21 protein-coding genes are annotated in these 23,781 nt (G+C 51.2%); 9 read left to right on the forward strand and 12 right to left on the reverse strand.

The window, feature by feature from the left end; genetic code table 11:
• Window positions 1-20: 20 nt before the first annotated feature.
• Both AC0LWF_RS05975 and AC0LWF_RS05980 read left to right on the forward strand, forming a co-directional pair.
• On the forward strand, window positions 21-830 hold the full coding sequence (locus AC0LWF_RS05975; protein WP_474650648.1) for a histidinol-phosphatase: 810 nt from the start codon (window positions 21-23) through the stop codon (window positions 828-830).
• 150 nt (window positions 831-980) lie between these two features.
• Window positions 981-1,982, forward strand: coding sequence for an EamA family transporter (locus AC0LWF_RS05980; RefSeq protein ID WP_474650649.1), 1,002 nt, complete (start codon window positions 981-983; stop codon window positions 1,980-1,982).
• Between the two features lie 15 nt (window positions 1,983-1,997).
• Here the strand turns inward: AC0LWF_RS05980 and AC0LWF_RS05985 are convergent, their stop codons facing one another.
• On the reverse strand, window positions 1,998-2,834 hold the full coding sequence (locus AC0LWF_RS05985) for a DUF695 domain-containing protein (RefSeq protein WP_474650650.1): 837 nt from the start codon (window positions 2,832-2,834) through the stop codon (window positions 1,998-2,000).
• A gap of 264 nt (window positions 2,835-3,098) precedes the next feature.
• On the opposite strand from AC0LWF_RS05985, the gene AC0LWF_RS05990 reads away from it, so the two are divergent.
• The gene (locus AC0LWF_RS05990) at window positions 3,099-3,407 is read left to right on the forward strand and encodes a winged helix-turn-helix transcriptional regulator (RefSeq protein WP_116192385.1); all 309 of its coding nucleotides are present in this window, start codon (window positions 3,099-3,101) and stop codon (window positions 3,405-3,407) included.
• A gap of 773 nt (window positions 3,408-4,180) precedes the next feature.
• On the opposite strand, the gene sdhB is transcribed toward AC0LWF_RS05990, so the two are convergent.
• The 3 genes from sdhB to AC0LWF_RS06005 are packed head-to-tail and all read right to left on the reverse strand — an operon-like array spanning window position 4,181 to window position 7,401.
• Complete coding sequence (gene sdhB / locus AC0LWF_RS05995; protein ID WP_474650651.1) at window positions 4,181-4,945, reverse strand: succinate dehydrogenase iron-sulfur subunit; 765 nt, start codon at window positions 4,943-4,945, stop codon at window positions 4,181-4,183.
• A 14-nt stretch (window positions 4,946-4,959) separates the two neighbouring features.
• Window positions 4,960-6,705, reverse strand: coding sequence for a succinate dehydrogenase flavoprotein subunit (gene sdhA, locus AC0LWF_RS06000; RefSeq protein ID WP_474650652.1), 1,746 nt, complete (start codon window positions 6,703-6,705; stop codon window positions 4,960-4,962).
• A gap of 24 nt (window positions 6,706-6,729) precedes the next feature.
• Window positions 6,730-7,401, reverse strand: a complete 672-nt coding sequence (locus tag AC0LWF_RS06005; RefSeq protein WP_090578467.1) for a succinate dehydrogenase cytochrome b558 subunit — start codon at window positions 7,399-7,401, stop codon at window positions 6,730-6,732.
• 268 nt (window positions 7,402-7,669) lie between these two features.
• Between AC0LWF_RS06005 and AC0LWF_RS06010 the strand changes: the two genes are divergently transcribed.
• Window positions 7,670-8,563, forward strand: a complete 894-nt coding sequence (locus AC0LWF_RS06010; RefSeq protein ID WP_474650653.1) for a LysR family transcriptional regulator — start codon at window positions 7,670-7,672, stop codon at window positions 8,561-8,563.
• Between the two features lie 200 nt (window positions 8,564-8,763).
• Here AC0LWF_RS06010 and AC0LWF_RS06015 read toward each other — a convergent pair whose 3' ends face one another.
• On the reverse strand, window positions 8,764-8,955 hold the full coding sequence (locus AC0LWF_RS06015) for a hypothetical protein (protein ID WP_474650654.1): 192 nt from the start codon (window positions 8,953-8,955) through the stop codon (window positions 8,764-8,766).
• Between the two features lie 164 nt (window positions 8,956-9,119).
• Here AC0LWF_RS06015 and AC0LWF_RS06020 point away from each other — a divergent pair, with 164 nt between their 5' ends.
• Window positions 9,120-10,751 carry a CPBP family glutamic-type intramembrane protease gene (locus tag AC0LWF_RS06020; RefSeq protein WP_474650655.1) on the forward strand — a complete coding sequence of 544 codons (1,632 nt, stop codon included), beginning with the start codon at window positions 9,120-9,122 and terminating at the stop codon, window positions 10,749-10,751.
• On the opposite strand, the gene uvrC is transcribed toward AC0LWF_RS06020, so the two are convergent.
• Window positions 10,723-12,735, reverse strand: a complete 2,013-nt coding sequence (gene uvrC, locus AC0LWF_RS06025) for an excinuclease ABC subunit UvrC (RefSeq protein ID WP_474650656.1) — start codon at window positions 12,733-12,735, stop codon at window positions 10,723-10,725. The genes AC0LWF_RS06020 and uvrC overlap by 29 nt on opposite strands.
• Window positions 12,736-12,920: 185 nt before the next feature.
• Between uvrC and AC0LWF_RS06030 the strand changes: the two genes are divergently transcribed.
• Both AC0LWF_RS06030 and rsgA read left to right on the forward strand, forming a co-directional pair.
• Window positions 12,921-13,067, forward strand: coding sequence for a YqzM family protein (locus tag AC0LWF_RS06030; RefSeq protein WP_474650657.1), 147 nt, complete (start codon window positions 12,921-12,923; stop codon window positions 13,065-13,067).
• Window positions 13,068-13,697: 630 nt separating this feature from the next.
• Complete coding sequence (gene rsgA, locus AC0LWF_RS06035) at window positions 13,698-14,798, forward strand: ribosome small subunit-dependent GTPase A (protein WP_474651205.1); 1,101 nt, start codon at window positions 13,698-13,700, stop codon at window positions 14,796-14,798.
• 442 nt (window positions 14,799-15,240) lie between these two features.
• On the opposite strand, the gene AC0LWF_RS06040 is transcribed toward rsgA, so the two are convergent.
• The 5 genes from AC0LWF_RS06040 to AC0LWF_RS06060 form a co-directional block, all read right to left on the reverse strand.
• A complete protein-coding gene (locus tag AC0LWF_RS06040; RefSeq protein ID WP_474650658.1) occupies window positions 15,241-15,474 on the reverse strand; it encodes a YezD family protein in 234 nt (77 codons plus the stop codon).
• Window positions 15,475-15,578: 104 nt separating this feature from the next.
• Window positions 15,579-16,643 (reverse strand): ABC transporter ATP-binding protein, encoded by a 1,065-nt coding sequence (locus AC0LWF_RS06045; RefSeq protein ID WP_474650659.1) that lies wholly within the window; start codon window positions 16,641-16,643, stop codon window positions 15,579-15,581.
• Window positions 16,633-17,526, reverse strand: a complete 894-nt coding sequence (cysW, locus tag AC0LWF_RS06050; protein WP_474650660.1) for a sulfate ABC transporter permease subunit CysW — start codon at window positions 17,524-17,526, stop codon at window positions 16,633-16,635. The genes AC0LWF_RS06045 and cysW overlap by 11 nt, the downstream gene beginning before the upstream one ends.
• A 15-nt stretch (window positions 17,527-17,541) precedes the next feature.
• On the reverse strand, window positions 17,542-18,390 hold the full coding sequence (gene cysT, locus AC0LWF_RS06055) for a sulfate ABC transporter permease subunit CysT (protein ID WP_474650661.1): 849 nt from the start codon (window positions 18,388-18,390) through the stop codon (window positions 17,542-17,544).
• A gap of 26 nt (window positions 18,391-18,416) precedes the next feature.
• Window positions 18,417-19,589 carry a sulfate ABC transporter substrate-binding protein gene (locus AC0LWF_RS06060; RefSeq protein WP_474651206.1) on the reverse strand — a complete coding sequence of 391 codons (1,173 nt, stop codon included), beginning with the start codon at window positions 19,587-19,589 and terminating at the stop codon, window positions 18,417-18,419.
• 456 nt (window positions 19,590-20,045) lie between these two features.
• Here AC0LWF_RS06060 and AC0LWF_RS06065 point away from each other — a divergent pair, with 456 nt between their 5' ends.
• Both AC0LWF_RS06065 and AC0LWF_RS06070 read left to right on the forward strand, forming a co-directional pair.
• A complete protein-coding gene (locus AC0LWF_RS06065; protein WP_474650662.1) occupies window positions 20,046-21,062 on the forward strand; it encodes a sulfate ABC transporter substrate-binding protein in 1,017 nt (338 codons plus the stop codon).
• A 118-nt stretch (window positions 21,063-21,180) separates the two neighbouring features.
• Complete coding sequence (locus AC0LWF_RS06070) at window positions 21,181-22,944, forward strand: bifunctional metallophosphatase/5'-nucleotidase (RefSeq protein WP_474650663.1); 1,764 nt, start codon at window positions 21,181-21,183, stop codon at window positions 22,942-22,944.
• Here the strand turns inward: AC0LWF_RS06070 and AC0LWF_RS06075 are convergent.
• Window positions 22,849-23,781: an aminoglycoside phosphotransferase/kinase family protein gene (locus AC0LWF_RS06075; RefSeq protein ID WP_474650664.1), complete on the reverse strand. Its 933-nt coding sequence runs from the start codon at window positions 23,779-23,781 to the stop codon at window positions 22,849-22,851. The two genes, AC0LWF_RS06070 and AC0LWF_RS06075, sit on opposite strands and share 96 nt — an antisense overlap.

Below are 23,781 nucleotides of genomic sequence, written 5' to 3' on the forward strand. Positions count from 1 at the left end.
TATCCAAGGAGGGATTTCATTTGAAATTCGATCTACATACCCATCATTTCAGATGTGGACATGCGGACGGCAATATTGAGGATTACATAAAGGCCGGCATTCGTGAAGGTCTCGGCGTTATTGGGATATCCGATCATTCCCCTTACTTTGGCAGCAAGCTCGATCATGAGAATCCCGGCATCACAATGGCGAAGAGCGAGTTCGCCCAATATGTAGATGAGGTCCTGCAATTGAAGGCGAAGTACGAAGGAAAAATTGACGTACTGCTTGGCGTCGAGTCAGACTTCTTCCCCGAGCATGCGAAGCTGTATGGCGACATCTTTGCCGGGTATCCATTCGATTATATTATCGGGTCTGTTCATCGTTCAGGCGGGGTGAGCATCTTTAACCGCAACCGCTGGAAAGGAAAATCGAGTGCCCAGCAAGTGGAGCAAAAGCGCGAGTATTACGATCTCATCGCGCAATCCGCTCGCAGCGGCATGTTCCAAATTCTCGGCCACATTGATGCGATGAAAGGCTATTATCCGGCTTTCTCGGCTATTAATACGGATGATGCGATTGATGCTACGTTGCAAGCAATCGCCGAGAGCAGCGTATCTATTGAGATCAACACCTCCGGCTCAACGAAAGATGTCGGCGGCTGGTACCCTTCCGACGCGATATTGGAGCGTGCTCTGCATTATGGCGTATCCGTAACGTTCGGCTCTGATGCGCACCGCCCTAGCCGGGTCGGCGATGAATGGGAGCTTGTTGCGAAGCGGCTCAAGGAAATCGGCTTTAAAGAGTGGGTGTATTACAAGAAGAAGCAACCGGTCATCGTGGCATTATAAAAAAAAAGTGGACCTGCAAGCGCAGGTCCGAATTTATATGATTAAAAAAGGGGGTCTTGTTTATTATAGTACCCCCTAATTGTAATGGGCGCGTAACAGGAATATTTCAATTGTGTAACAAATTTTTTTAGATGAAGTTGGTGGCGAGCGATGTGGTTTGCAGCAGCCGTCGGCAGCGCCGTCCTCTTCGGACTGGCGGGCTGGTGGATGAAAGTGTCCCAAATGCAGAGCGGTTCGTCCGCCTATCTGCTGCTGGGGCTATATATTTCAGGCACTTGCGGGTTTGGCGTTCATGCCGCCTTGGAGCATACTTTGCTGCCGTCGCTCGGCGATCCGCGCGTCTGGCTCGGTGGTTTGCTCATTGGCGCAGGATCTGCGCTTGGCAATGCCTTATTCATGAAAGCGCTGGAATGCGGGCCTGCCAGCCTCACCTCTCCATTGACGAATATGAACATCGTACTCGTCATCGGACTGGGCTTGCTCGTCTACAATGAACCGCTGAGCGGCACTGAGCTGAGCGGCGTTCTGCTGCTGCTCATCGCAGTCGTGCTCGTGTCGATGAGGGGCAAACGGCAGCAAGCTTTGATTCAATCGCGATGGTATTTCTACGTCAGCATCAGCATTGTGCTGTTCGCCATCCGTAACGGCGGGCTTAAAGTAACAGATGAGCTTGGGCTCGAAAGTGCGCCGATTTTATTCGTTGCTTACAGCTTGTCGATCATATGGTTCGCTTGGGCGTCATGGAAAGAACGACTGCCGGCTGTACCACGAGATCGTCCGAGCGATCGTCCGAGAGAAGGGCTTCGCCCTACTGTTGCAGCATCTGCTTCTTCTGCTTCTTCTGCTTCTTCTGCTTCTTCTGCTTCTTCTGCTTCTTCTGCTTCTTCTGCTTCTTCTGCTTCTTCTGCTTCTTCTTCTGCTGCAATCGGTATGCGCTGGGGCATCCTTGCCGGTCTGTTCTCTTATGGCGGGCTGCAGTTGTACGCAATTTCGCTCGAGACGGGTCAGGCTAGCATTGCCGGACCAATCTTCTCAGCGAACAGCCTCGTCGTCGCCGTTGGCTCAATCGTGCTCTATCGCGAGCGGCTTAGCACGAAACAGTGGATTGCTTTTGCCATGACGATTGCCGGCCTTGTTCTCATTCGATTGTAGGGCGGTGCCGGTGGATTATGCGTTACGTCCTGGGAACAGCCTTCTTACAATCGCTTCTGCTGCTTCCAGATAGTGCTTCATAGAACGGCGCAGCCGATTAATCGCCGACAGCTTCATGACAGAGCCCCAGCCTTCGTACCGGCCACCGCTCTCTTCAATCAAGCTGTGCAGCTCGCGCACCCGCTCATTGACCGTATCCAGGCGCACATCCTCGAAGCGGCTAATGACGAGCGGATAGGGATAGCCTTGATCCGGCTTTCCCTCCCTATCCTTCTCAATCACATAGCCTCGCTTCTCCAGCATCAATGTAATTTCCCGCCTGTCTACATCCTCCCGAAACAGCAGCCAGTGGTACACATTGCGCGGCTGTCCGATATCGTCACCTTTATGAATAAGTGCATAGATCATCTGAGCATTGTGTATAAATAGTTCCTCAAGCGCATCAGGCAACATAAATGTATAGAAGGTCCACTCCGGATCCGGCTTACGATACACCTGCGCGCGATAAGTCCAATTCTGTTCCAGCCATTCGTCCAGCTCCTGCTGGTTCAACCGACTGCTGTCCAAGTAATAATAGAACTCAAGCCGTCTTGCAGCATTGATTCGTCCGATGTAAATCGCGCCGGTTGTAAGCTTGAGCCAATGCTCCAGCATCGATTCAAGCTGTTCCAGCTGCTTAACAAAATTCCGATTCGTGCGATTATTAGCACGTACCGGATACAAATTAATTGTGATGGATAATAATTCGTCATATTCCGCGAGCGGATGCGTGTCTTTGTAGCCAATATTGACCAGAACACGCATATGCTCCGTTATTGAACGGCGTTCATAAAAACCCCAGTTGTCTGTCATCTTGCACCTCAGGTAGGTTCGTAAATGGATACAAGCAGCTAATCCATCCTGTATTATAACGGGTAACTCTGCAACATACTAGGTTATATTTCGGCATTAGAGGACTCGATCATAAGAATTATGATAAAATATGACTAAAGTGTATAACTCACTAAAGTATAGTAAATATTTAATAGCAAGTATTTTGACAGGCGAGTCGTTTAACTACTGCCCTTTTAAAAGGTCATGTGTTACAATGGATGTAAGAGAAAGAGGGGTGATAACGTGGATTATTCCAAAATGTGCCCAAAGTACGAATGTGCAACTGAGTTACTTGGCAAGAAATGGACCGGCATGATTGTACGCGTTCTACTTGGTGGGCCGAAGCGTTTTAAAGAGATGAAAGAACAAATCCCGGAGATGAGCGACAAGATGCTGACCGACCGGATGAAAGAGCTTGAGCATTGCGATATTATTAAACGAAATGTCTATCCGGAGATGCCCGTTCGGATTGAATATGAGTTAACAGAGAAAGGACGGGGACTAGAACCCGTTATCCAGTCGATTCAGGATTGGGGCGAAAATTGGTGTTAGAAGCTGCCGTTACCGACGGCAGCTTTTTTGCTGTTTTGGGGCTGGCTCCTAGGAGGGCTAAGCGGTTGATCGCAGTTGGCGCGCTAACAGTTAGCGCAAATAGTTGGCGCTGCTGGCTAAGTAGCTAGAGTTATATGCGGAGGCAGGGTCGGAGACCTAGAAACTGGAAACGGTGCGATTTGCGAGTATCAGCAGGCGCTAACGAACTCCATAAACCTTATTTGCTCCAAAATGGCTTTGTTTTCGTTCTAACGAACTCAGGACACGCTATTGCGCTCAATCCAGCCTACTTTACTTCAAAATGAAGCAAATAACGCCGCTGGAGTTCCTTAGAAATCTTAATCCCCCCATTGGGGCCAAATAGCGCTGCTACGATTCGTTAGCCGAGTTCGGCTATCTCGAAGCGTGATCGAAAATACAAAAAGCAGTGACCAAAGATCACTGCAATGCCCGCAAAGTCCTATGGACGGAGCGGGTTCTTTGTATTAGGCGCATGCAAGCGCCAAGGAGCGGGAGCTCCAGCCTGACTGGGTTTGAGCGACTTTGGTGGAACACCACGGGAGCGCAAACCCAGTTAGGCTGCCGCAGCGCGCCGAGCGGGCAGAGCCACGCTTCGCGTGTTCTGCGCTGCGCAGAAGCGCCGGCGACTTTGATGGTAAACGAAGAAACAGGAATTACGAATTAGAGCGACTTTGGTACGAAGTACCACGGGAGCGCTAATCGTAATTCCTGTTCGAAGTGCCCCACCACGGGAGCCATCCTATGCTTCTAAGCTACATACCTAGCCATTGCTTGAACAAATGCTTCGTCGTATCCTTGTTGATCGCTGCGATCGAAGTCGTCAGTGGAATGCCTTTCGGACACGAGCGTACGCAGTTCTGCGAGTTACCGCAGCCTTCGATACCGCCGTCTTCCATGAGCGTCTCGAGACGTTCTTCCTTGTTCATTTCGCCTGTTGGATGCGCGTTGAACAAACGAACCTGCGAGATCGCCGCAGGACCGATAAAGCTGTTCCGGTCATTGACGTTCGGGCAGGACTCGAGGCAGACGCCGCAAGTCATGCATTTGGACAATTCGTATGCCCATTGACGCTTCGTCTCTGCCATACGCGGTCCAGGACCGAGATCGTACGTACCGTCGATCGGAATCCATGCTTTTACACGTTTCAGCGCATTGAACATACGCTCACGGTTGATGACAAGGTCACGTACAACCGGGAATGTGCTCATCGGCTGAAGACGAATCGGCTGCTCAAGCTTGTCAACGAGCGCGCTGCACGCTTGGCGCGGCTTGCCGTTGATAACCATGGAGCAAGCGCCGCACACTTCCTCCAAGCAGTTGGATTCCCAACATACTGGAGCCGTGTCTTCGCCGCCCGCTTTCTTCGGGTTACGCTGGATTTCCATGAGCGCACTAATGACGTTCATATTCGGGCGATAAGGAACTTCAAATTCTTCCGTATACGATCCACTGTTCGGAGCGTCTTGACGCGTAATGATCAGCTTCACTTTTTTGGCTGCTACTGCTGTTTCCGCCATCGTTATTCTCCTTTCTATTTATCCTTGGAGTAGTCGCGTTTACGCGGTGTAATGAGCGAGACATCGACGTCTTGGTACGAGATTTGCGGACCTTCTGGCGTCCATGAAGCTATCGTTGTTTTCAAGAAGTCTTCATCGTTACGATCCGGGAATTCCGGTTTGTAGTGAGCACCGCGGCTCTCGTTACGCATGAGAGCGCCAAGCGTCATAGCTTCTGAAAGCTCCATCATGTTCCACAGCTGACGCGTGAACGCTACCCCTGCGTTGTTCCAGCGCGCAGTGTCGTTAATGTTAATGTTCGCATAACGCTGCTTCAGCTCTTTGATCTTCCCAATGGTCTCTTCAAGCTTATTGTTGAAACGAACAACCGTCATGTTGTTGGTCATCCATTCGCCAAGCTCTTTGTGCAGCACATATGCATTCTCAGTACCGTTCATTGCGAGGATACCTTCATACTTGTCGGTTTGCTGTTTCTTCGCACGGTCATACACCGAGGAAGAGATATCCTCAGCTGATTTCTTAAGGCCTTTAATGTACTCAACCGCTTTAGGACCCGTGATCATACCGCCATAGATAGCGGAGAGCAGCGAGTTCGCGCCGAGACGGTTCGCGCCGTGGTATTGATATTCACATTCACCGCAAGCGAACAAGCCGGGAATGTTCGTCATTTGATTGTAATCGACCCACATGCCGCCCATCGAATAGTGGACCGCAGGGAAGATTTTCATCGGGATTTTACGAGGGTCATCGCCCATGAACTTCTCATAGATTTCGATGATGCCGCCGAGTTTCACGTCAAGCACCTTTGGATCTTTATGAGACAGATCGAGATAAACCATGTTCTCGCCGTTGATGCCGAGCTTCTCGTCCACGCACACGGAGAAAATCTCACGAGTCGCAATATCACGAGGTACAAGGTTACCGTACGCAGGGTATTTCTCTTCAAGGAAGTACCAAGGCTTACCGTCTTTGTACGTCCAGATCCGTCCGCCTTCACCACGAGCGGATTCGCTCATGAGGCGCAGCTTGTCATCGCCCGGAATCGCTGTCGGGTGGATTTGAATGAATTCACCGTTTGCATAATGAACGCCCTGTTGGTACACCGCGCTTGCTGCAGTACCTGTATTAATAACCGAGTTCGTCGTTTTGCCGAAAATAATGCCAGGGCCGCCACTTGCCAGAATAACCGCATCCGCAGCAAATGTGTGCACTTCCATCGAACGCAGATCCTGCGCCGATACACCGCGGCAAACGCCGTCATCATCAAGGATGGAGCCGAGGAATTCCCAATGCTCGTACTTCGTTACGAGACCTTCTGATTCCCATCGACGAACTTGCTCGTCCAGTGCGTACAGCAGCTGCTGGCCAGTTGTCGCGCCTGCGAACGCCGTACGGTGATATTGCGTACCGCCGAAACGGCGGAAGTCAAGCAAACCCTCAGGAGTACGGTTGAACATAACGCCCATCCGGTCCATCAAGTGAATGATGCCTGGAGCTGCATCGCACATCGCTTTTACAGGCGGTTGGTTCGCAAGGAAGTCTCCCCCGTAAACCGTGTCGTCGAAGTGCTCCCAAGTGGAGTCGCCTTCACCCTTCGTATTAACCGCGCCGTTAATACCGCCCTGCGCACATACGGAGTGCGAGCGTTTAACAGGCACAACCGAGAACAGGTCAACATGCACGCCTGCTTCAGCCGCTTTTATAGTAGCCATAAGGCCGGCCAGACCGCCACCTACGACAATAATTTTATTCTTAGCCATATCATTTCGCTCCTTGTCTCAAACTTAAACGAGATTCGTCAATTGTAGAGCAGCAGAAGCCGCTTCTTTGAACTCATCGCCCTTGAACGATCCAAGCGACAGCAGGAAAATCACTGCCACAATAACGAATACGCCGATCCAAATGAACGAGGAGATGCGTTGTGCACGCGGTCCGACCGTAATGCCCCAGCTCACGAGGAATGCCCACATGCCATTGCTGAAATGGAAGGTTGCGGCAAGAATACCGATCACATAGAGCACGAAGTAGAAGCCGTTCGTTGTGACGTCATGCATCAAATTGCCCAGCTCTTCATGCGTTACCGCGCCGATCATAACTTGGTAGCGCGTCTGGTAGAGATGCCAGAAGATGAAGATGAATGTGATGACACCTGAAATCCGCTGAAGTGCGAAAGCCCAGTTGCGGCCATATTGGAACCGCCCGGTGTTCAGGTTGGACTGATAAGCGACATATAGTCCGTACACGCCGTGGAACAACAGCGGCAGCCAAATGCCGAACAGCTCCAGGAAGAAAACGAGCGGAAGATCATTCAAAAACTTGACACTATCCTCGAATCCTTGCGGCCCGCGCTCATATGCGGAAAAGTTCGTCACCATATGCTCGATAAGAAACAAACCGAGCGGTATTACTCCAAGTAAGGAGTGGATCTTACGCGATAAATACGAATTTCCTTTCATAACTTGTACGTTCTCCTTTCCAAACTGTGAGGTTACATTTCGCCATAATTCGCCAAAACCATTCTCCATTGTAACTCTGGGCCTAAAGAGCCGTCAATAAATAATAGACTGCCAAAAGCTGACGTTTCGCGAACAAAGCAGAAGCTTGTTTAAAAATGGCAAATAATAAAACTTCTATCCATTACAAATAATACTCCTTTTTCGCTTATAATGGAATTGCCGATTATTCATTAAAAGTTATAACTATTTTGCATATAGGAGCAGTCCCATGTTAGATGAGTTGTATATGTTCACCGTCGTGGTGGAGCAGGCGAGCCTAAACAAGGCATCCGCTGAGCTGAACCTGTCGCAGCCCGCACTCTCGCGCAAAATCTCCAAGCTCGAGCAAGAGCTCGGCGTATTGCTGTTCAACCGGATCGGCAAAAGGCTGGAGCTCACCCGCATCGGCCAGCTAACCTACGATTACGCCGTCGAGACCCGCCAGCAGCATCTCCGATATTTGAAGCTTGTAGCGGAATACAAAACCGCCGGCCGAAAGGTACTGACGATTGGAGCGAGCTTAACGACACTGCAAACGTCCTTGCCGGACCTCATCCAGACACTCACAGCGAACAGTCCCGAGCTCGACATCAAAGCTATTACGGGCAAAACACATGAGATCGTCACGCTTGTCCGCGAGCGCAAAGCCGATCTAGGCATCGTCGCTTCAGGCATAGATGATCCGCAGTTGAAATGCATTCCGCTGTTCGACGACCATCTCGTGCTTGTGCTGCCGCGCAATCATTTTGTGATGGATAAAGGCTTGCCTGTCATTGCAGATCTAAACGGCCTGCCGATGATCCTCTTCTCCAAAGGCACATGGTACCGCATCTTAACCGACGAGCTGTTCGAAAAATACCGCCTGCTTCCCGATGTCCGCATGGAAATCGACTCCTTCGAGGCGATTCTGCGGCTGCTGCACACCTGCAGGGCAGCGACGTTGCTGCCAAAGTCATATTTGCGTCCCGAGATGCTGAAAGATAATGATCTCATCGTTATCCCGATCCGCGAGCTGGAGGCGACGAAGCGGACAACGTCGCTGATTCATGCGGAGTCGGAGAGCTTAAGTCCGGCGGTGAGGCTGTGGATCGACGAGATCGCTACGCATTATAAGCGAGTTTAAGTTTGTTAAACAACTCGTTGAAGAATTCTCGAAGCTTAGGTCCAAGTGAACGGCTTCCGTCGCTGTTGAACTTGGGAATATTGAATTAAACTCCTAGCGGAGTATTCCCGAGTTCAAAGGCGATCGCTGTCGCTCTACAGCACGTTCACTTTCCCCACGCCTCTCCATCTTCAACGACCTGTTCAACTGCCTACACTCGCTTATCTGCTCCGCTGGCAGCATTGGATGAGCCGCAATCGCTGTTCCCAGCTCTGCGGCTCGACAACCAAAGACAAGGAGCCTGCTTCGCCCCAATCAACATCAGGCTGCGTGCCGCACCGATCTTGATTGTGGCGAAGCTTGCAAGAGCTCGAGGACAGCGCCAACAGGCCCTGTCCTTTATTGTTTGCCAATTTTCGTATCCAATACCATGGTCCGCATTAGAGCGTATTATTTTTGGACATGTCCGAATATAGATGGTACAAGCAGCTGCGCCTGTCCGCATGGATAATTTTGTTTCAATTATGATATGGTATTGAGTACATAAGGCTAGTCCACGCGAAACTGAGGTGTTAGGGTGAATTCGAATTTTCCCCATCAAGAGCCGAATTGGAAGCTGTTCTCCTGGCTCGCCATTATTGGCATTATTATTTATTTACTTATCCAGATCGTTCCGTCAACAGCAGAATCGTTCTTCGACACGAACAGTGAACCGGTCATTTCGAAGAGCAAAGCCGAGGACACTGCAGCCGCATTCGCGAGAAAGCAGTTCCATGTCACGCCAAACAGCGTGCACGCCGTTCATCAGTCCGACAGTCTGCTGTATGGCTATTTGGAGAAGAACAAGCTGTCGAAGAGCTACGAGAAGCTCTATGATACGCAGTTCCCGACCGATACCTTCCAAGTGACAGCGAAAATGCCCGACCGCAGCGAAATCTTCATCTATGTCCATATGCAAAAAGCTACTGTCGTCGCCTGGAATCGTCTGAACGTCGATCATATCACTCCCGCCAAAGGCAGTGAACTGACCGACACGGCGCTCAAGTTCGCGATGTCGAAGGGCTTCGAGAAGTCTAGCCTGAAAGTCAGCCGGATGTCGCAAGACACCGGACAAGTCTGGTATACCGCGGGTAAAGCAATTGGCAACGCAAAGCTTACCGTCGGCATACGCGCAGAGAAGCAACCGAACGGTTCCATACTCATTGCTGCTTATAAACCAACTTTCAAGGTTCCAAACAATTACACCGTGTACGTCGATAAGCAGAAGCGGCTTGCGAACTACCTATCCACGCTCGGCAGCTTGTTCCTGTCGTTCGTGCTGTTCATTCTGGCCATCATCTATGCATCGCTCTACCGGAAGCATACTTCCTTCCTGCGAGGAATCGCACTCACATTGCTATTCCTCGGCATGTATCTCGTCAATGACTTTAACATGAAGGATGGTCTCGCCGCCGGCTATGGCGAAATGCTGCATGTTGATACGATGGCGTATGCGGCCGTCATTGTCACTTCTATCGTTACTGTAATTATGGCGTTGTCCGTCTACTTCTCGCTCGTCGGTGGCGACGGCTTGTGGCGCGCTCTCGGACGAAATCTGTGGCCAAGGTTCAGACAGCCTGGCTATGGCGAGCATGTATGGCGCAGCATGTGGCTTGGATATCTTGCAGCTTTCATGCTGCTAGGACTGCAAACGATTATTTTCATCATCCTAATGAACATGAACGGCGCTTGGTCGACGACCGACGTTACGCAATCACCGTATAACCTGACCGCACCGTGGCTGTTCCCGCTGCTCGCATGGTGCGCTGCCATCTCGGAGGAAGCAGTGTTCCGCCTCTTCGGCATCGGTATCATGAAACGCTGGTTCAAAAATTCGTTCGTTGCGTCGCTCATCCCGACCATCATCTGGGCGCTTGGACATGTCACTTATCCGATCTTCCCATCGACGACGAGATTGCTCGAGCTGACGATTCTTGGATTGATTTTCAGCTTCCTGTTCCTCCGTTTCGGCTTCATCACCGTCCTATTCGCACACGCGGTATTCGACAGCCTCATGATGGCGATTTCGCTCATGTTCATGGGCTCTGTCGGCAACGTGCTTATTGGCCTCGTCTATATCGTGCTGCCGATCCCAATCGCATGGCTCATCCGTAATTTCGATAAAAAAAGAAGGACGAACCCTACGGTTCCTCCCTCAATGCTTCAATAATTTGCGCGGCGAGCTTCTCGCCGATCGACAGAGGCCGGAAATCTTCAATTCCGGCTTCTTTTATTTTTTTGATGGAGCCAAAATGCTTCAAGAGCGCCTTCCGCCGCTTCTCCCCAATACCCGGAATTGAATCAAGCTTCGACACGACCATCGACTTGCCCCGCTGCTCGCGGTGGAAAGTAATCGCAAACCGATGCACCTCGTCCTGTATGCGCTGCAGCAGATAGAATTCCTGGCTGTCACGCCCTAGCGGCACAACTTCCGGCGGATCTCCTGTCATAAGCTGCGCGGTCTTATGCTTCGCATCCTTCACGAGTCCGCACACTGGAATGCCTAAGCCCAGCTCGTTCTCGAGAATATCAAGCGCTGCTGAAATTTGCCCTCTGCCTCCATCCACAATGATGAGGTCGGGGAGCTCCAGCTCCTCCTTCAGCACACGTTCATAACGGCGGCGAATAACTTCGCGCATCGTTCCGTAGTCGTCCGGTCCTTTGACCGTCTTCACTTTATATTTGCGGTATTCTTTCTTATCCGGCTTGCCGTCGATAAACACAACCATCGCGGATACCGGATCAGTCCCTTGAATGTTCGAGTTATCAAAAGCTTCGATTCGGCGCACTTGCGGCAGCCCAATCGCCTCCGCCAGTCCTTCCGCCGCCTTAAAGGTCCGCTCCTCATCGCGTTCGATGAGCTTGAACTTCTCATCAAGCGTTACCTTCGCGTTCTTCACCGCCATTGCCACAACGTCACGCTTGCGTCCGCGAAGCGGCATGAACACCTTTACTTTCAACCATTTTTGCAGTGAATTACGCAGTTCGGCTTCGGCCGATCCCGCTTCCGGCTCGGAGTCGCTTTGTTCGGTGTCTTCTACAGTTAGTACCGGAATCGCTTGCTCCTCTTCCGATCCTGTGCCTGTGCTTGGCTGATCGTTCTCTCGCGCAGTTCCAACTGCTCCAGCTGCCTCTAGCGAATCGGTCGAATCCGCCTCTTGTACCGCTGACTCTTGCGGTGGTGTCGGCAAGAAAATCTCCTTCGGCAACGCCGGGTTCTCCGAATAATACTGCGTAACGAATGTCATGAAATCATCGTATGCTTCGCCGTAATACGGGAACGTCGTCGCCCTGCGCTCGATGAGCTTGCCCTGCCGCATGTACATAATTTGCACGCACATCCAGCCTTTGTCCGTCGCATAGCCGAACACGTCGCGGTCCATCGCATCGTTCAACGTAATCTTTTGCTTCTCCATGACGGCATCGATCGCGATCATCTGATCGCGGTATTCCTTGGCACGCTCGAACTCGAGTTCTTCCGCCGCCGCTTCCATTTTGCCCTGCAGCGTCTTCTTCACTTCTTCGTGTCCGCCGTTTAGAAACCGGGTAATCTCCTGCACCATATTCTCATATGTGCCAGGCTCAATATCGTACTCACATGGAGCAACGCACTGCCCCAAGTGATAATAAAGGCATACTTTGTCCGGCAGCACGCCGCACTTGCGCAGCGGATACAGTCGATCCAACAGCTTCTTGGTCTGCTGCGCCGCATAAGCATTCGGATACGGGCCAAAATATTTCCCCTTATCCTTCACAATCCGCCTCGTCACCTCAAGCTTCGGATGCGCTTCGCTTGTGATTTTGATATAGGGAAATGTCTTATCGTCCTTCAACAGAACGTTGTATTGCGGCATGTACTGCTTAATTAAATTACATTCAAGAATAAGTGCTTCCATGTTGCTCGATGTGACGATGTATTCGAAATCGCGGATGTGCGAGACAAGCCGCAATGTTTTGCCGTTATGACTGCCGTTGAAATACGAACGCACGCGATTCTTAAGCACCTTCGCTTTGCCGACATAAATGATTTTGCCGCTCTGGTCCTTCATCAGGTAACAGCCCGGCTGGTCCGGCAACAGCGCTAGTTTATTACGAATTCGCTCCTGCGCGAGACGCCTGCTAGCCGCTGATTCGTGACCTATTTGCTCCGTCATACTTGTCCTCCCCCCCAGCCTAATGCTAAATTTTATTGTACCACAACGACTCATCGTTTGCGGCTGGTCTCCTCATCGAACGGCAAATTCGCCTCACAATTGTCACGATCGGCGGCTTTACAATTATTCTGGAAGTTGGGTATACTAGGAGAAGCAATCGTCGTGCCTAAGGAGGAAGCTAATTAATGGAAAATGTTAGAGACCCACGTGAGCATATAAATGAGGAACCGCGTGATGATCTATTCGATGTCGCAATCGGCTTTGGCGGGTTCTTCGGAATTCTGTTCGTTATTTTCGCCGCTGCGGTGATCATTAAATTCGTCATTTCGTAATATGGTGGCCCTGCTTCGTTCGTCGGAGCAGGGCCATTTTAATTATAAGCAGTTGACAAGTGCTGCCATTAGAGCATAGAATGACAACTATCGATACCCAAGGGAGGCTGATGTAGAATGAGAAAATCAATTGTTAACGCTGTTGTTGTCGCATTCGCATCGGTCTTCGAACGGAACTAAGTACGTGACTTATAGTGACGAGCATTGAGGCGCAAATAACGCTTCGCCGGGCTCGTTCGCTGTATCACTCCATTAGAACCGCAGGAGACCAAACTGGTTTCTTGCGGTTTTTTTGTGTTTCCGTTTAAGTGCTGCGCCCCCTGGTTGGGCGCAGCATCGGAGCAGCCGCAGGAGATATTTTCCTGCGGTCTATTTGTCGTCTGTGTTAAGCAAGGAATTCAATACCACCAATTTAATTAAAAGGGGATTACCAGCCTGAATCAAAACCATGAGCAAGAAGAAGCTAAAGTGAACGTGCAAGAGAATGAGCTAGTTCAAAAACGAGGTCAAGAGCAAGGTCAAGAGCAAGGTCAAGGCCAAGAGCAAGTTACAGAGCAAGGTCAAGCCCAAGAGCAAGTTACAGAGCAAGAGCAAGTTACAGAGCAGGAGCAAGGGATAGTTCAAAAGCAAGTGCCGTTAAACTCGGCTGACCTGCTGCAGCAATTCGGCTGGAATGCGGGTTGGGAGGCGAGCTTCACTGCTTCGGGCGCTGCACTTCCGAAGGGCTGCATCCCTGCACGGGTTATTGCTCAATTCACGAACCAATATCGCATCATGACATCATCTGGTGAGCTATCCGCTGAAGTGAGCGGCAAGTTTCAGTTCCAGGCGAATACCCGGAGCGAGTATCCGGCTGTTGGCGACTGGGTCGCTGCCGCGCCAATGGATGGCGAGAAGCGCGCCATCATCCATAACGTGCTTCCTCGTCGCTCCGCGATGATTCGCCGGGCGTCGGGCAGCGTGCCTGAAGAGCAGGTCATCGGCACCAACATTGATACCCTGTTCATCGTTGGCGCGCTTAATGGCGACTATAACGTGAGCCGGATTGAGCGTTATCTCGTCACAGCCTGGGAGAGCGGTGCGACACCAGTCGTCCTGTTGACCAAAGCGGATCTGTGCGACAACATCGAGCTGAGCATAGCTGAGGTCGAAGCTGCCGCTCCCGGCGTGCCAGTTCATGCGGTCAGCGCTGTTGCCGGGATTGGTCGCGAAGCGCTCGCACCTTATCTGCTGCCGGGCAGCACGATTGCGGTGACAGGTTCCTCCGGCGTCGGCAAGTCGACGCTGCTCAACTGGCTGGCCGGCGGTGAGCTCCAGCGCGTGCAAGGTATCCGCGAGGAGGATGCGCGCGGTCGCCATACAACGACGCACCGCGAGCTGTTCCCGCTTCCCGGCGGCTTCATCATGATGGATACGCCTGGCATGCGCGAACTGCAGCTGTGGGAGTCCGATGGCGGCTGGCAAGAAGCGTTCGCGGACATCGAAGAGATCGCTGCGAACTGCCGCTTCCGCGACTGCCACCACGAGCGGGAGCTCGGTTGTGCCGTGAGGGAAGCGCTGCAAAGCGGCGCACTTGAGGAGCGCCGCTTCACGAGCTATAAGAAAACCGGCCGCGAGCTCGCGCACCAAATGCGCAAAGAGCAATCCGTCAGCAAGCGCCAACAGAAGAGCGCCGACAAGCGGCGCGAAGCTCGCACTTCGTTCTCCAAGCAGATGATCGACGTAGATTGAGCTAGCTTCAGCACGCGCTTAAGCCTGCAACGGCCGTCATGCGAGTAAAGCTGCCAAAGTAGGTCCTAGAAGGATCTACTTCGGCAATTTTGACGAGTTTCCGGCCCAATGTAGATATCTAGAGGACTCTCTTACACTCATCTGACGTGATTTCGCCCAATGTAGATACCTAGAGGACTCTCTTTCGCAAATTTAACGAGTTTTCAGTCAATGTAGACCCCCAAGAGGATCTACATTGACTAAGCTCTACGAAATGAGGTCCACTAACCAGCTTCATTCCTTCTTCCCACCACGTTGAAACTGTGAGGTCCACCACACCAGCTACATCCACGGAGCTGTCTTTGAACTATCTATATTTTTCTCTATCTCCCTCCTCTCATCCCCACCTCAAACAAAAAAAGCCCAAGCACCGCAACCTAACGCGGCACTTGGGTCTTTATTGCTAATTAATGGCTTTCAATTTATCTCCAGCTGCGGAAGCTTGCCCGTGGGCTTGCTCTTTCGCATGATTTTGGTTCGGCTTCGCGGAAGCTTCGAACCGTTTGCGTTCGGTTCGGTCGATCTGGACGACACGCCCGTCATGAACGGTAATTAGCACCGATCCGTATTCAAGTCCATTCACCTGCGTCGCAATCCGTTCAATCCATTCTTGATCGAGCACTATTGGTTTCGCCATCTCGAATCCCTCCTAAGGTCGCTTCCTATATTCTAAATCTCCGATACTCCTCTTTCCATGCATTCCACTAACGCTATGAAGTTCCGATTCGCTGCGAACTGCCTTTAAATATGAACAGGCAGCGGGTCCACCTTCAACGGGTTTTCCACCATTGTTGCCGTCTTATCCGAGATGACGTATAGCCGGTGAATGAGCACCGACACTTCCTCACCTGGCTGCAGCGGCTCTTGATCTAACGAGCGATGCGCGGATAACCGGTTATGACCGACCTGAATATCCAGCTCCAAGTGTGCGCCGCGGAAGAAAATATGCCGTACCTGGCCTTTCTCCGCAGCAGATGGAAACTGAATTTCCTGCTCGCGCCCAACCTCGACAAACTCCGGGCGGACCAGCGCCCTTGCACCTGCAGCAATCGAAGTGCCCTCGAAGCCGCGCAGGCTTCCAGGCTGCTCCACCACGCTCGAGTGACCGATGAAGCCGGCAACGAAAGCCGTCTGCGGGTCCGTATAGATATGAACCGGCGAGCCTTGCTGCTCCAATCTACCCTGCTGGACAATAAGCATCTCATCCGCTACTTCAACCGCTTCATCTTGGTCATGGGTTACGAAGATCGACGTAATGCCGAGCGTGCTGATCAGCTGTTTCAGCCATGTGCGCAGTTCTTTGCGCACCTTGGCGTCGATCGCCGCGAACGGCTCATCGAGCAGCAGCAGCTCCGGTCTCGGTGCCAGCGCTCTGGCAAAAGCAACCCGTTGCCGCTGACCGCCCGACAGCTGATGCGGATAGCGGTGCTCGAAGCCGCGAAGCCCGGTCAGATCGAGCAGCTCGCCGACGCGTGCTTTAATCTCGGCTTTGCTCGTCTTGCGAATCGTTAAGCCAAAAGCGATATTGTCAAACACCGTCATATGCTTGAACAATGCATAGTTCTGAAATACGAACCCGATGCCGCGCAGCTGTGGCTGGACATCGTTGACGCGCTTCCCGTTTATGATGATGTCGCCCGAATCAGGCGTCTCCAGCCCCGCAAGCATCCGCAGCAGCGTTGACTTGCCACCGCCGCTTGGCCCGAGCAAGCCGATCAGCTTGCCGCGCTCAATCTGGAAGCTCACATCCTGCACCGCAGCATGGCTGCCGAATGACTTATTCAAATTCCGTACCTCAATGTGCATCGTCAGCACTCCTTTCCGGACTTTTCGCATTCGTTCTCCACTCGATAAAGCTCTTGATGATCAACGTCAGCACCGCCAGCATAACGAGCAGCGAAGCGACCGCGAATGACGCCGAGAACTGGTATTCGTTGTACAAAATTTCAATGTGAAGCGGCAGCGTGTTCGTCTCGCCACGGATATGTCCCGATACGACCGACACAGCGCCGAACTCGCCCATCGCACGAGCGTTGCAGAGAATAACGCCATAGAGCAGGCCCCACTTAATATTCGGCAGCGTCACGCGCCAGAAGATTTGCCACCCCTTCGCCCCAAGGCTTGCCGCCGCCTCTTCTTCCTGTACGCCCTGAGCCTGCATGAGCGGGATCAGCTCCCTCGCGACAAAAGGAAATGTCACGAATGTTGTAGCGAGCACGATACCCGGCAGTGCGAAGATGAGATGGATATTGTGATCGGACAGCCACGGTCCGAAGAATCCTTGTGCGCCAAACAAAAGAACGAATACGAGACCCGAGATGACTGGCGATACTGCAACAGGCAGGTCGATCAGCGTAATGAGAATGTTTTTGCCCCGAAACCGGAACTTGCTGATGGCCCAACCTGCTGCTACACCAAACACCGTATTAAGCGGAACGGCAATTAACGCCGTTGTTAGCGTCAGCTTCAGCGCCGACAATGCATCGGGATCCCGAAGTGCCGCGAAGTACACGTCCGAACCTTTCTTGAACGCTTCGATGAAGACCGACAGCAGCGGAAGCAGCACGACAGCTACAAGGAATAGAAGTGCAATTGAAATAAGTACAATTCGTACAGCAACCGACTCGTTAATATGTTTAGGCCTTTGTGCGGCCTTCTCCTTCAAGGAAACCGTTACAGCTCCTGCCATATGCTCATGCGCCCCCTATGCCGTTACAACGCGGCGATTGCTCCGCCATTGCAGGTAGTTGATTAGAAGCAGCAGGATGAACGATACGATAAGCATGACCATCGCAATCGCTGTTGCACCTTTGTAATCGTACTGCTCCAGCTTGGTCATGATGAGAAGCGGCGCAATTTCCGTCTTCATCGGCATGTTGCCGGATATAAAGACGACTGATCCGTACTCCCCGATCCCTCGGGCAAAAGCAAGCGCAAATCCTGTCAGCAGCGCGGGAATGAGCTCCGGCAAAATGACTCGGCGGAATGTCCGCCACCGGAACGCGCCAAGCATGACTGCCGCTTCCTCAATCTCATTGTCGAGATCCTGCAGCACAGGCTGCACAGTTCTTACGACGAATGGCAATCCGATGAATATTAGCGCTAGCGTGATGCCGAGCGGCGTGAACGCGATCTTGAGGCCGAGCGGCTCTACGAGCTTGCCAACCCAGCCGTTAGGCGCATAGATTGCAGTGAGCGAGATGCCTGCAACCGCAGTTGGCAGCGCAAACGGCATGTCGATTAAGCTATCAATGAGCTTCTTGCCTGGGAAACGGTACCGCACGAGCACCCATGCAATGATGAGACCGAACACGAGATTCACGAGCGCTGCGTAGAAGGATGTCAGAAAACTGATTTTGTAAGAAGCAATGACACGCGGGTTAGACACCGTATGCCAGAACTGCTCTGGGGTGAGGCCGGATGTCTTGATGAATATGCCGGCTAATGGAATGATGACAAGCACGCTCAAGTAGAAAATCGTGAATCCTAGCGAGAGGCCGAAGCCAGGCAGCACGCTGCGAGGCTTCGTACGCTTTGTAATGGAACTTTTCATACGTAGAATCAGCTCCTGTCGATCGCTTATGAGCCAGGCGCATAGATTTGATCAAATACGCCGCCATCTGCAAAATGTTTCTTCTGTGCCGCAGCCCAACCGCCGAAATCGTCATCGATATTCAGCATCGGAATTTCCGGAAATTGATCAGCGAATTGCTCGGCTACGGATGCAAGCTGCGGACGGTAGTAGTTCTGAGCGACGAGCTTCTGAGCTTCTTCCGTGTACAAGTAGTCGAGGTAAGCTTCCGCTACTGCACGAGTGCCTTTCTTATCGACATTCTTATCGACAACTGCAACTGGCGGCTCTGCGAGTATGCTGATCGATGGATAAACGATATCGAATTTATCTGCGCCAAGCTCCTTCACGGACAGCAGCGCTTCGTTCTCCCAAGCAAGCAGTACGTCGCCGATACCTTTCTCTACGAATGTCGTTGTCGAACCACGTGCGCCGGAGTCAAGCACAGGCACGTTCTTGTACAGTGCAGAGACGAATTCCTTCGCTTTGTCTTCATCGTCATTGTTCTGCTTCAGAGCGTAGCCCCAAGCTGCGAGATAGTTCCACCGTGCGCCTCCGCTTGTCTTCGGATTCGGCGTAATTACTTGAACGCCGGGCTTGATTAGGTCGTTCCAATCTTTAATGCCTTTCGGATTGCCTTTGCGTACGAGGAATACGATGGTCGAAGTATACGGCGAGCTGTTGTTGTCGAACTTCTGCTGCCAGTCTTTATTAATGATTCCTTTATCGGCAATTGCGTCAATATCGTAGCCTAGCGCAAGTGTCACGACATCGGCCTGCAGTCCATCGATTACCGCCCGTGATTGAGCGCCTGAACCAGCATGAGACTGCTTGATCGTAACTTCTTGGTTATGCTCTTGCTTCCAATACTGTGCAAAAAGTTTATTGTAAGCTTCATACAGCTCGCGTGTCGGGTCGTAGGAGACGTTCAGCAGCTCCACTGGACCAGTCGCTTCTGGTGCTGCATTCGCTGAATTATCGGTGTTAGTTTCCGAATTCACATCATTCGTTGCTGCTGTCGTATTGCCGGAGCTTGAATTGGTGTTCGATTTGTTGCTCGAATTGCTGTTTGCATTCGCATTGTTTGGCGGGTTTTGATCCCAGCCGCAAGCGGTCAATGCAAGTGAGAATACGATAAAGATTAACAGGGCGTGAAGCGGTTTGGCATTTCTCTTTTTCATGTTTGTCATGTAAAAGCACCTCTCATCATCTTTATACAGATAACTAACCTTTGCTTTACGCCGTTTGATACGGTAGTAAAATTAAAATTAATCCTACCTGTTTAGTTGGTTTATATTTGAATCATAGCAACGGATAAGCTTTGTTGTCAATCAGTTTTTTAACATTTTTTATGATACGCATAAGCCTTTCTTATATATAGAGTTGTTCGTCCCTAAACGTCATCGAGAAAAGTTTTTCTAATTCATAGTTGACAGGTGGGAATTGTCAGATTATGATAAATCCATCGAGCCCACCGGACCACCGGAGGCCTTGGCAACACGCAGCATGTATTCGATTTTTCGTTTGCATTCACTGCTTTTTTGCCGGGGCCTCCTTTTTATTTCTACATAAGGCAGTCTTACATCAGGCAATCCAGGTGGAACAACGACAAACTTTATTTAGGGGAGCGTACAAACATGAAGAAAAAACTGCTGCTTACGATCACGATTCTGGCACTTATCCTTACCCTAGCCCAACCAGGCTTCGCTGCAACGAAGCCGAGCAAGCCGAATGTTGAGCTGCTCAACGTCTCTTACGATCCGACCCGCGAGCTGTATGCACAGTACAACCAAGCTTTCTCCGCATACTGGAAAAAGAAAACCGGTCAGACTGTAACGATTAAGCAGTCCCATGGCGGCTCCGGCGCACAATCGCGTTCAGTAATCGACGGCTTGGAAGCAGATGTTGTTACACTTGCACTCGGTTACGATATTGATGCCATTCAGAAAGCAGGCTACATCAAGGACGGCTGGCAAGCTCGTTTCGCTAATAACAGCTCGCCGTATACATCGACCATCGTCTTCCTGGTTCGCAAAGGCAATCCGAAGAAGATCAAGGACTGGAACGATCTGGTTAAGAAGAACATTTCCGTTATTACACCGAATCCGAAGACAAGCGGCGGCGCGCGTTGGAACTTCCTCGCAGCTTGGGCTTATGCCTTGAAACACAACGGCCACAGCGAAGCGAAAGCGACAACTTTCGTGAAACAACTGTATAAAAACGTGCCTGTACTCGACTCCGGCGCACGCGGTTCCACAACTACTTTCGTAGAGCGCGGTATCGGCGATGTTCTGCTCGCTTGGGAGAACGAGGCTTACCTGGCGCTGAAAGAGCATCCGAAAGACTTTGAAATCGTGACTCCTTCCTACAGCATCCTGGCAGAACCGCCTGTCGCAGTCGTGAACAAGAATGTCGACAAGCACGGAACACGCGATGTTGCCAAAGCATACCTTGACTATCTGTACACGACTGAAGGTCAACGCATCATCGGTAAAAACTTCTACCGTCCAACGAATCCGAAGATCGCTGCTGAGTTCTCGAAAAACTTCAAGAGCCTAGAGCTGACGAATATTAAAAACTTCGGCGGCTGGCAGAAAGCACAAACGAAGTTCTTCAGCGACAATGGCGTGTTCGACAAAATTTATCAGCCATAATAAGTAAGCAAGTTACAAAAACCCGCACATCAGCCGATGTGCGGGTTTTTTGTCCTGTTTACCGAATAGGAGCTGCGCTTCTTCCTCACTTTATAGGTGAAAGGAGTTTTACTATCAAATGTCTCCCATTCGAAAGAAACTGTCACGAGCAGCGATCGCCACTTCCCTTCTCACCGTACTCCTGTCATCTTCATACTTAGCATCATCCGCTCACGCACTGGTCGCGCCTTCTCCTCAGGCAACAGGCCATGTCAAAGTGCAGCTGCTCGGTATAAATGACTTCCACGGGCAATTGGATTACAAGGCGATAGCCGGAGGCGCTGCTGTAGGTGGAGCCGCGTACTTAGCCGCGTACCTCAAGCAATATAAAGCGACGAACCCGGATAATACCTTGCTCATACATAACGGTGATGCGGTTGGCGCAAGCTCGCCTATATCTTCGCTTGAGCGGGATAAGACCACCCTCGACTTTATGAAAAAGCTGGGCTTCAAGATAGGAACACTGGGCAATCACGAGTTTGACCAAGGGGTGCCAGCACTAATGGCACAGCTGAATGGCGCCGTGGACCCCATCAATCCCGACATTACGTATTCTCATACGGATATCGACTACGTCAATGCCAATGTCATTATGAAGGCTACGGGCAAGCCGATCATAGCGCCTTATGTCGTGGAACAGGTTGGCGGGGAGAAAATCGGGTTTATCGGCGTCGTGACGATGCTGACACCAAGCAAACTGTCACCTTCTGCACTTGAACCGGTCAACATTGTGGAGCAAGCGACAGTAGTTAATAAGGCCGTTGCAGCATTGAAGGCACAAGGAGTCAAAGCAATCGTTGTCCTTGCTCATGATCCTGCCACGCAGAGCGGCAAGTCGATTACAGGCGAAGCGGCTGACCTCGCGAACGCTGTAGATGATGAGGTGGATGTTATCTTTGCAGGAGACAACCATGTGAAGGTGAACGGATACGTGGACAGCAAGCTTATTATCGAAGCCTTCTCTTACGGTACCGCTTTTGCAGATGTAGATCTTGAGATCGATCCGGCAACACATGACATCGTTAAGAAAGAAGCAACAATCGTTGCTGTGAAGCAATCGGATATTAACCCAGATGCGGGGGTTGCCGCATTCGTTCAAGCTGCACTGACTAGGCATCCTGAGCTATCCCAGCCTGTAGGCACAGCAGATCGGGTCTATTCGAATATAAACGCTCATACGAGAGAGATCGCTTTAGGCAGCTTAATCGCCGATGCAATGAAGGATTCCATGCAAGCTGATTTTGCATTCATGAATCCAGGGGGCATTCGTGCTGGTATACCGCAGGGAAATGTACGCTATTCCGATCTGTACCGCATCCAGCCGTTCGGCAATCAGCTTGTGAAGCTGACGTTGACAGGCGCTCAGCTTAGGACTCTGCTTCAGCAGCAGTGGGGTGATACACCGGACAAAATAAAAACACTGCAAATCTCCGGCCTCAAATATTCGGCGGACTTCAGCAAGCCAATTGCGGAGCGCATCATTTCTCTAACGAAAGAAGACGGGACAGCGATTTCCGATTCGGAAGAATACTCGGCTGTAGTGAACAACTTTATGGCGTCTGGCGGCGACAACTATACCGTATTAACGCAAGGCGCTAACCCCATTGCAGGTGTTACGGATATCGATGCTTTGTACAAATACGTACTGAAGACGTTTAAGCACGGCAAGATTACCGCGTCTGTGAAAGGACGTATTACGAACCTGAATAAGGACCTCCATCGCTGGAGGTCCTTCCTAGCTGTATGCCTATTGAATGTTCGACATCCACTGCTCAATGGTCTGCAGGGCAGCTGGATCGGTGACAAAGCAAGCACGCGATGCAAGTCGAAGCTGTTGGAATAGCGGAATAGCAAGCTCTTCTTGCTGAGTCAGCGCGCTGACAGCAGTGTAGCCTCGCACGAATTCCTTCGTATATTCCTTAATATCTTTGGTATTGCCATGCAGCGTCCAACAGCCGATATCATCAGCAACACTTCCGAATCGAACACCGCCCCAATCGACCATGCCTTTGATGACACGATCTTCGACTAATAGCTCCGGCCCATCACCGCGGATAAGCTGCCTTCGCGGGTTGGATTCATTATACCAATCCCGTACGGAATGGATGGCTGAAGCAATCATCTGCCTCGTTGATTCCGGTTGTTCAGGCAAGATTCCTTGTTCCATATATCCACCCAACACGTCCTCTACCGTCCATCCACCGGAAGTATCGGTATGTTGCAAACTCACATGTATTTTCGCTAAAATTTCACCTAATACAGAGGGCTCGAAATCATGCATGGAAGCAGGGGTACCGCTCACATGACGTTGAACAGCCATTATCCACTCATCAGAACCGACATCTATTGTTGCACTGACTTCCCCCGCCCCCGTAAATATCGGCGAACCAGTCGTAATACCCGACGTCTCCACTGCTAGGCTGGCACGCAATCCAGCGTTGAAATGTTCGCTTTCATCGCGAGCCAATTTGACGATCGCATCTTTAATCCGCCACACCCGTGACGTAGTACCTGCCGCTAGCGGGTGCAGCTCATCACTAATCCCCCACAAATTCAATAGTGCCGATCGAACCGCATCCTCCGTCATTTTATCTTCCGAGGGAATCGAGCTTCCGCCTGTTGAATGACCGGTTGCGATTTCGGCCGTAATGTGTAAAGCATCTTTTTGCTCTTCGCTCAA

Source organism: Paenibacillus sp. sgz302114, from assembly GCF_056120345.1.